Source organism: Pseudanabaena sp. 'Roaring Creek', from assembly GCF_001402795.1.
Taxonomy (GTDB): Bacteria; Cyanobacteriota; Cyanobacteriia; order Pseudanabaenales; family Pseudanabaenaceae; genus Pseudanabaena.
This window is the reverse complement of the sequence record NZ_LIRE01000019.1, coordinates 23620-30621: the sequence shown is the minus strand read 5'-3', so window position 1 is coordinate 30621 and position 7002 is coordinate 23620. Positions and strand designations below refer to the sequence as shown.

Here is a 7002-nt window from a genome sequence, read left to right as displayed (position 1 = left end):
ATCCCCCATAGCGATCGCCCCCCCGATCGAACAAGCTGAAACCGAGACAGAAAGGACTGTTACAGAAAAAGCCCTATATAAAGCGTTAGTCTGCCCTGAAACGCCCCTGCGAGGGCAAGAATTGCCAAAATTTGCCGACGTTGATTTTCAAGCCCTCACTCACTCGTCAAATTCGTCGCAAAAAACTAGCGATCCGATGTGGATCGAGACTCACGGCAGGCTAAGTCCGCCAAAAACTGAAAGCTCCAAAAGAGCGATCTCTCAAAATCCATCTCCGAAAACTGCCAATGCCGATTGCTTGCGACCTTATGAACCACCAAAATCTGAGCCAATCTCGGCGATTGGAAGCAGGATTGGCTATCTGAAAGCTTTACTAGAAACGCCAATTTTGCGTAGGAGTAAATCTGCATCGGAAATTGCTAGCTTGCAAGCCGAACTGGAAAGACTAGAACGCGATCGGCAGACAAACTCTAGTCCCTAATGGGTGTAGATACAGGATTCGTGGTGCGGTGCGGTTCTGAGAAACTAGCCCGTAATCGGGCGATCACTCTCTGGATGGTGACAAGATTTATTTCTTATAGGATTTTGCTCTCGGTGATATTCCATACTCTGATTAAGTCTGGGGATATCACTTCTGAGGCGATGTAACCAAACTATGGCTAACGTTTCCTAGTGGACTGTTTCATCTAAAGTGATGCAATAGTCGATCTATCAAAAAACTGTCAAGAATGGCTTCGCCAAGTTTTCTATTGCACTATTTTAGATGAAACAGTCCACTAGTCTGTCTTTACCAATATCCCCACAAACCTTTACTCTCTATGGCTACCCTTGTTAAGGTGCAAAAATAGCGAACGTAGATTGGTTGTTTCAGCTTTCAAAAATCCATTTTCTTGGACTTTTGACATGATGTTTTACAGATCTATATTGCTGGAATCATGTAAGCTCAATATTCAAGATTAAAGATTCTTGAATATATATTTTCCTCTTACTTGAGCTTTTAATCCAGGATCTTCATTGCTCAGAATAATTTGAGTACAGCTTGAGTCCTTACTTATTGCACAATTTCTTTTCATCTTTGTGTTAGCTTTTCTTTAGCAAATTATCAAGATCGAGTGAGCAATCTTGTTTCAAGAATCATCAATCAAGATTCTTGAAACAAGATTGCTAGTTGTATATATCTAGTAATGGTTAGTGTCATGAGTTATTCGCGCTCCAGATTTTGGCTTTTTGAAACCTTTACACAGAGCCACTCAATTTTTACGCTTTGGTCGAGCGCGAATAACTCATGACACTAACAGTAATGACTATCTGCTGAAGCTAAATTTCTCTGCTTGCCTAAAAAGTAAGATTTGCTTGCAGTAAACAGTAAGCGATCAATGTGGGGGCAACGCACGCAAAGAAAATTTTTGCACTTAGCTTACAAAAACTTATCTGATATGGATGTTCAATGCACCATGATTCTGGTACAGGTTATCGCACTGAAATTAAGAATATTCAGTGACAACATTGCCCAATGTAGAAAGTAGACTTTTTGCAATCCCTAAAGTTTGAATTTTAATGGGAATCTTGAATCAAGATTCAAGATAGTTGAATGTAGTTCTTCCTTAGTCTGGATTTCCTCCCAGTTGATTGGTATTGCTCGAATTATTTCGAGCAATGCTTGAAACCATACTTCCTCAATCTTCTGCCCGTGCTTTCGTTTAACTTGTTTCAGCAAATTATCAAGCTAGTCAATTAATTCAAGTGAAAGTCTGAGATTAATTTTTTTCTTTTTTACCATCAATCAAGAATGATGATTCTTGATTGATGGTTCTTGATTCTTGATTAAAGATTCTTCTTCGGGGTCGGTGTTACTATAGATACCTTGAGCTAGACAGTTGTTGCCTAATTTCGATCTCTTTAGTGCTATTAATTCCCTATACGCTTTTGCTCATATTCCGTTGGAATCGTATTCAAAATAGAAATTCCATGACTTGGAGCCTCACGCAATGTCACTGTTTCAGGAATCACGGCTTTAAACATGCGATCGCCAGAGTGATTATGTAAGGATTGCTGCGCCCAGTGCAATTTTCTCCGATCCTTCTTGTGTCATGTTTGACAAATTATTAGGCTAGTTGTTTAGTCTTTTTTCAAGAATCTTGATTAATGATTAAATATTCTTGAAATATTACCTATATGAGCTTATTAAAGATATTGTGAGAGGCTAGCTACAAATTATTTTGGGTTACTAAAAAGTTGACCAATCTTGAATTATGTAAGACTTTCGATATCTGAAAGTAGAATTGTGGCTGTCAAGAATATTTAAACTTGAATCAAGATTCAAGTTTAAATATTCTTGAATATATGATTTCAAGGGGTTTAAGCTTTTAATGCTCAAAATATTTTGATTGCATCTTCAGGCCGTCCTTATTGCATAAATTATTTTCAATCTTTAAGTTGTTCCTTTTTGAGCAAATTTTCAAGCTAGAACGAACAATCTTGTTTCAAGAATAATTAATCAAGATTCTTGAAACAAGATTGTTCAATGTACAAATCTAGGAATGGCTAATCCTTTCCCACTCAAAAAATAAGCATACGATTAGTCCCCAGAACGATCTTTTCTAAGGTGAGTTCTCGCCTAGGTAAGTGCCTAATTTTGCTCTGGGAAGGGAGTATAGCTGAAGCGAATTGTCTCTGCTAGCTTAAAAAGTAAGATTTGCTTGAAGTAAATCGTAAGCGATCAATGTAATTGAATTGTCTTGCGAGTGCAAAGTACCTGCAACACAAATACAAAAGAAACTATTGATTATCTTGAGACTTGATTCTTGATTCAAGTCTCAAGAGAGTTGAACGTAGTTCTTCTTCAGTCTGGATTTCCTCCCAGTTGATCGGCATTGCTCGAAATAATTCGAGCGCAGCTTGAACCCATACTTCCTTAGCAATCTTCTGCCCGTGCTTTCGTTTACCTTGTTTCAGCAAATTATCAAGCCAGTCATTTAATTCGAGTGACAGTCTGAGATTAATTTTTTCTTTTTCACCATCAATCAAGAATGATGATTCTTGATTGATGGTGATTGATTCTTGATTCTTGATTAAAGATTCTTCTTCAGGTTCGGTCTTACTAAAGATACCTTGCGCTAGTGGATTGTTGCCTAATGCCGATCTCTTTACTGCCATTTCATTACCTCATCAACTAATTCCCTATATGCTTTTGCTCCTGTCCCGTTGGCATCGTATTCAAAAATAGATAGCCCATGACTGGGAGCCTCACGCAATTTCACCGTTTCAGGAATCACAGCTTTAAACATGCGATCACCAAAGTGATTATGTAAGGATTGCTGAACTTCTTTGCTCAAGTTGTTGCGTCCATCGAACCGAGTCGCAAGAGCGCCAGCAATCTGTATTGGATGTTCTAGAGAGTCTCGTATTAATGAAAGGGCGCGTTCGATTCCCCTGATGCCAAGTAAACCGAGGTAGCTCATGTCTACGGGAATAATTACACCTTCGGCAGCCATGAGTGCATTGATTGTAAATACGCCAATGTTTGGCGGACAGTCAATCAAGATAAAGTCATATTGCGCTTCGACCGACGCGATCGCTTTCCTCAGTAACAACTCTCTACCTGGCAGTCCCGAAATTGGGATCTCTTCTTCGGCAAGGAGGATGTTGGAGGGAGCTACATCGACACCCGAATTAGTTTTGACAATGATTTCAGACAGCTTTGCGTGACGCTGAAGAACATCCTTTAACTGTTTTTGCAGTTGCCATATTTCAATACCTAATGCTGCCCCAGCATTTCCCTGCGAGTCAATGTCTATAATCAAAACTCGTTTTTGGTGAAATTTAACTAGCCCTACCGCTAGGTTATAGGCAGTTGTTGATTTGCCTACTCCACCTTTCATATTGAATACAGATAGCTTGATAGCCATTATTGATCTTGATGAAAGTTCAAAAGCAATAATATAGAATCTTCAATACAGAGTCAAGACTCTTGAAAAATATAATCAAGATTCTTGATTATATTTTTCAAGAGTCTTGAATTTTTCTCTTTTCTTGTCTACAAAAAACCTAACCAAAAATAACTTGTTTAGTTTCAAGCACTGCTGCAATTAAGATATTTGCCGCACGATCGCAATCTTCATCTGTGGTGAATTTGCCAATGCTAATTCTCAACGCTCCTTCAATGAGATTTGCAGGCAAAGAGATCGCCTGCAAAACATGAGAAGGGGCTTCTACGCCTGAGGAGCAAGCCGAACCAGTAGAGATGGCAAGTCGATCGCGGATTCTGACGATAATTGCTTTACTGGGAATACCAGGGATCGAAACATGGAGATTGCCTGAGAGTCGGTTTGCGCGATCGCCATTGATTACAAGATCGGAAATTCTTTCTTGTAGGAGAGTTTGTAGGCGATCGCGTTTAGCAGCAATGACTCGTTCATCTACTGCCATTTCTAACTGACGTAGGCGGCAGGCTTCACCTAATCCAGCTATCCCTGGCACGTTGAGCGTTCCCGATCGCATTCCTTTCTGATGACCACCACCGTGGATTATGGGTTCGAGATAATGCCCCTTTTTAACGATTAATGCACCTATGCCTTTAGGAGCGTAGAGTTTATGTCCTGAAATTGCAAGGTAAGTAATTCCCCACTCGGTAAATTCAATAGGAATTTTGCCCACTGCTTGTGAGCCATCGCATAGAAAAGGAATGTTATATTTCTGGGCGATCGCGCCGACTGCTTGAATGGGGTAGATCGTGCCGATTTCGTTGTTGGCTGCCATGATGCAGAGCAAGGATAGCCCTTCGGTGCAGACTTGTTCGAGATGTTTGAGGTCTAGTTTGCCTTGGCGATCGACATGCAGGAATAAAATCTCAGCTAACCCTTTCTTGGATAGTGCTTCGCAAGTATCGAGAACGGCTTTATGCTCGACAGGTAAAACAGCGATGCGCTTTTTGCCAGAATTGGGCAGTCCCTGTAAGACAAGGTTGATGCTCTCTGTTGCGCCAGATGTGAAGATGACTTCTCTGGGCAAAGCCCCCACCAAATCTGCAACTTGTTTCGATGTTTGCTTGATAGCGCTATCTGCTTCATCGCCGTAGATGTGATCGATGCTACTGGCATTGCCAAAGACTGTAGTCATGTAATATAGAACCACCTCTGCTACACGAGCATCAACAGGTGTTGTGGCGTGATAATCGAGATAGATGGGGCGAAGGCTTAACATGAGTTTCTAAAATTATCCAAGTTCTTTATCAAGTTCTTCCCTTGAAATTTTTTGCACGAAATCACTTTCTATCCAGCCTCTTAAATGTTCCTCGAAAATACCTTGCCCAAAGGCTTTAATCAGAGCATTTCTACAACGCTTATTTACATCTCTTGGGGTCCTGCGGGGCAATTCTGATAGTAATAGCTTGAGTGCTTCTGCTCTGAATGGATATAGCTCACTTTCCTTAGGTTCATCAGTACTATAGCTAGCCAATAGTTGACTAACATATATAACTTTGTCTTCATCACGCATTTCATCGAAAAAGATATTTCTTGTCACCCGATCAATCAAATACTTACCAAGAATTAACTCAATTTCTTCGTATTCTTCAGATGAGGTAAGAGTAAAATTCATAAAAAGCGTGAAAAAAGAAGGTAGCCGATCAACTAATTCACGTAAACCTTGACCAAATGGACGATATTGTGAGGGCGTAAAATATACGAAGTCTTCCATTTCATCAAGCCAAAGGCAAAGACGACTATGCTTATGTGGAGAGGACTCCAGAGAAAGTCCAATTTGACATTGAAATACACCTGCCAACACTCGAAAATAGTCTTGTGTTTTTTCAATATTGCGATTTAATCCTAACTTGCGTAATTCTGATGTTGTACATTTTCCTAAAAAGTAAGCATTAAGTAATGGATTATCTTGATGATCTCCTAAACGAATTAAAGCGCTAGATAGATCAGCACTGACCATTATTTTGCGAAGAGTGCTTTGGACAGTATTAACACCAACTTCGTCAATTGCTCTACGCACAGCATCTCTGATGTTTTCAAGACCGATTGACTCCATAACATCAATATAAAAGTCTCTATCAGGTTTTCCAGTCTCTTTTGGTGTTGGAACTCTTAAGACAAAGATATCCCGAACACTAGGCTCTTGATCTGGCCAATGTTCATTCAGACTAAAGTAGAGAGAGGCATGTGTTTTTCCACCTCCAACTGGTCCACGGCACAAAATTACTTGAGTAGGAGATGACCCTCTAGCTTCACGTAGAACTTCATTAAACTCATTTTTGAGTTCTTCCATCCCTGCCCATACTGCTAGGTTAGGATCGTCTGGCGGGGAAACAGTAAAAGGGTTTTCTGTTAAACCGATTGACTTCCAATTAATGTTGTAATTCATAGGATACCTCTTAACCTAGGCTTGGGTAGATTATGTAATATGTCGTGTAGTTCATTTAGATGCTTACGGGATTTTAACAAGCGGGGAGTCACGTCGTTGCCTCCTATGCGAGCGTTTACAGCTTTTAAAGCCGTCATAGCTTGAACCAAAGTCCATTTTGGGTAAATGGACAAATAGATATATGGTATTAAATCTAGAGATGACCAAGTTTTTATCACTTTAAATCGTTCCTCAAACCAACAATTAAATCCACGATGTGCTTTCATATCATCGGTTAATACAATTATATATCCATCGACTCGTTTACGTACTAAATGGAGTGAAAGAGAACAGATTAAGCGTTCGCCACGATTTTTATGAGGGTTTCCCGTAGGCGAAAAGTTTTTTAAAAGAGTATTTTCATAGTCTTGCTGACGATGAAACTGCTTTTTCGATTGACTAACAAACCGTATAATTTCAGTTGAATGTATGCCAAATAAGTTCTTATTCCTTCTAACTTCAGTGCATATTTCAGTTGGAACTTGCACCTCAAAAAAATTGTTGAGTGTATTAGTAATATGAGAAGTGCCAATGTAGATATCATATATATGGGCTAATGCACAAGTATCAGGAATGAGAATAGTCATTGTT

Annotated in this window: 8 protein-coding genes; 2 read left to right on the top strand and 6 right to left on the bottom strand. The window is 39.7% G+C overall.

Going from position 1 to position 7002, the window contains the following annotated elements:
- Window positions 1-481 (top strand): hypothetical protein (locus AC805_RS25965; RefSeq protein WP_197278590.1); only part of this gene is annotated, 481 nt, incomplete at its 5' end.
- Window positions 481-648 (top strand): hypothetical protein, encoded by a 168-nt coding sequence (locus AC805_RS25305; RefSeq protein ID WP_156341262.1) that lies wholly within the window; start codon window positions 481-483, stop codon window positions 646-648. The genes AC805_RS25965 and AC805_RS25305, both read left to right, overlap by 1 nt.
- Before the next feature lie 1260 nt (window positions 649-1908).
- Here the strand turns inward: AC805_RS25305 and AC805_RS25300 are convergent.
- From AC805_RS25300 to AC805_RS00535, 6 genes are all read right to left on the bottom strand, one after another.
- Complete coding sequence (locus tag AC805_RS25300) at window positions 1909-2067, bottom strand: ParA family protein (RefSeq protein ID WP_156341261.1); 159 nt, start codon at window positions 2065-2067, stop codon at window positions 1909-1911.
- A 711-nt stretch (window positions 2068-2778) separates the two neighbouring features.
- On the bottom strand, window positions 2779-3156 hold the full coding sequence (locus tag AC805_RS00555; RefSeq protein ID WP_055073603.1) for a hypothetical protein: 378 nt from the start codon (window positions 3154-3156) through the stop codon (window positions 2779-2781).
- Window positions 3147-3908: a ParA family protein gene (locus AC805_RS00550; protein ID WP_072143482.1), complete on the bottom strand. Its 762-nt coding sequence runs from the start codon at window positions 3906-3908 to the stop codon at window positions 3147-3149. The genes AC805_RS00555 and AC805_RS00550 overlap by 10 nt, the downstream gene beginning before the upstream one ends.
- Window positions 3909-4047: 139 nt before the next feature.
- Window positions 4048-5202, bottom strand: a complete 1155-nt coding sequence (locus AC805_RS00545; RefSeq protein WP_055073601.1) for a cysteine desulfurase family protein — start codon at window positions 5200-5202, stop codon at window positions 4048-4050.
- 12 nt (window positions 5203-5214) lie between these two features.
- Complete coding sequence (locus AC805_RS00540) at window positions 5215-6372, bottom strand: hypothetical protein (protein WP_055073600.1); 1158 nt, start codon at window positions 6370-6372, stop codon at window positions 5215-5217.
- Complete coding sequence (locus AC805_RS00535; RefSeq protein WP_055073599.1) at window positions 6369-6998, bottom strand: hypothetical protein; 630 nt, start codon at window positions 6996-6998, stop codon at window positions 6369-6371. The genes AC805_RS00540 and AC805_RS00535 overlap by 4 nt, the downstream gene beginning before the upstream one ends.
- Between the last annotated feature and the right edge of the window lie 4 nt (window positions 6999-7002).